The organism is Microvirga sp. P4_G7 (genome assembly GCF_056401005.1).
Map to the genome: position 1 here is coordinate 1 of NZ_JBFUKD010000840.1, position 1,390 is coordinate 1,390.

The 1,390-nt window shown below is 61.0% G+C and carries 1 protein-coding gene and 1 pseudogene; both read right to left on the bottom strand.

Features of this window, described 5'->3' with window-relative positions; translation table 11 throughout:
- On the bottom strand, positions 1-674 hold a 674-nt coding region (locus AC1DT3_RS21200; RefSeq protein WP_477467163.1), incomplete at its 3' end, for a transporter substrate-binding domain-containing protein.
- Between the two features lie 96 nt (positions 675-770).
- A pseudogene (locus AC1DT3_RS21205) lies at positions 771-1,390 on the bottom strand (argininosuccinate lyase); the annotation flags it as partial.

The window sequence follows — 1,390 nt, forward strand, 5'->3', positions numbered from 1 at the left end:
TAGGTATTGGGCTCGTCAGCCATGAGATGGGCAACGAATTCCGGACCGAGCACCGCTGCGTCGAGGCGGCCCTGCTTGAGATCCAAACGCGTCGCGGTAGCACCCGCCGTACCGTTGACTGTCGCTGCCGGCTTGCCCGCGCCGACGCAGTTCTTTTCGTTCCACGCCTGCGCGACCGGATAGTAATTGGTGGTCCGTGGGGCGCCGACGGTCTTGCCGCAGAGATCGGCCTCCGTCTTGATGGCATCCTTCTTGGCGACAGTCGTGAAGGGCTGCGCGCCCGTGACCAGATAGTCGACGAATGTCAGCTTCTCCCTGCGTGTCGGTAGATCGCTGATGGCCGTTCCGATCATGTCGATGCGCCCGGTGGTCAGCGATGTCATCAGCTGCTCGAAGCTCATCTCTTCCCATTGCACCTTCACGCCGAGTTCCTTGGCGATGCTCTCGACGAGATCGATGTTCACACCCACGCGTTCATTCGTCTTCGGATCCTTATACGCCATAGGCGGATAGGTGGATTCGATGCCGACGACGAGAGTCCCCGCGGATTTGATCTTCTCCGGCAACGGGATGCTCTGTGCCGATGCCACCACGGGCAGAACGAGCGCGAACGTTGCACCGATGGACAAGGCCTGGATCGTCCGAACGAATGGGTTCGATTTATTCATCATCATGATTTCCCTTGGTGTGAATCAAGGCTGCGGTTCGGCCGCGGCTCGTTGGTCTTGTGATGGAATTCTGTCCGGCGCGTACCCACGCCGGTTTTCKCCTTAGGCTTTGGCCCACGCTCGCTGATGCGTGATCGTTTCAATCAACCGCTGGAGCTGCTCTGCCACGCGCGCAGGTGCGGTTCCGCCATAACCGCTCCGCGCTGCCACGGCGGCTTCCGGAGTCAGATGAGACAACATCTGTTCCCCGAGGCGCGGGTCGACCGCAGCGAGGTCCGATGGCTTCAGATCGGACAATTCGATGGATTTTTCTTCGCAATAGCGCACCAGTGCGCCTGTGATTTCGTGCGCTTCGCTGAAGGGCACGCCATCGCGCGACAGCCAGTCGGCAACTTCGGTCGCGAGCGTGAAGCCGTCCGTCGCCTGCTCACGCAGACGTCCGGTGTCCACCCGCATGGTGGCAATCATGCCGGACATGGCGGGAAGCACGAGTTCGAGCGTGTCGATCGCCTCGAACGCCGCCCATTTGTCCTCCGACAAGTCACGATTGTAGGCGAACGGAAGCCCCTTGAGCGCCGTCAACATGGCATTGAGCCCGCCGATGAGACGCGCTGCGCGTCCGCGCGTCAGCTCCGCGATGTCTGCATTCTTCTTTTGCGGCATGATGGAGGAGCCGGTCGSATACCCGTCGTCGAGAACGATCCAACGGAACTGACGAGACG